The 583-nt window shown below is 50.3% G+C and carries 1 protein-coding gene; it reads left to right on the top strand.

Annotation, left to right across the window (positions count from 1 at the left end; genetic code table 11):
* Window positions 1–536, top strand: a 536-nt coding sequence (gene araD / locus R7Q48_RS29350) for an L-ribulose-5-phosphate 4-epimerase AraD (protein WP_318133883.1), incomplete at its 5' end; no start/stop codon positions are given.
* Window positions 537–583 lie beyond the last annotated feature (47 nt).

Raw genomic sequence — 583 nt, 5'->3', positions numbered from 1 at the left:
AAAACATGGTGGTGGTCGATCTGCACGGCCAAGTGGTTGAAGGGAAACTCAACCCATCTTCCGACACAGCCACGCATCTAGAGCTTTATCGCCATTTCCCGGAGATTGGCGGCATCGTTCACACCCACTCTCCTCAGGCAACGGCATGGGCACAAGCAGGCAGAGCCATTCCCGCGTTGGGCACAACTCATGCGGATTATTTCTACGGACAAATTGCGTGCACTCGCGCCTTGAGCGACGAAGAGATCGCACACAACTACGAGCTCAACACTGGCAAAGTCATCGTCGAAACCATCGGTGATTCAAACGTTATGGCGTCACCCGGCATTTTGGTCAAAGAACACGCACCTTTTACTTGGGGTAAAAGCCCTGCTCAAGCGGTTCACAACGCCGTAGTGGTTGAAGTTGTCGCTGGCATGGCTTTGCAAACACTGCAAATCAATGCCGAGGTGGACACTCTTAACCCTTCGCTTCTCGACAAACATTATTTACGTAAGCACGGCGCGAACGCCTACTACGGTCAAAGCAAAAAATAAGGAAACATGATGAAGATTTTCAACGACAAACAAGTATGGTTTGTAAC

The organism is Vibrio sp. 378, from assembly GCF_033339435.1.
This window is presented reverse-complemented; position numbering and strand designations above follow the sequence as displayed.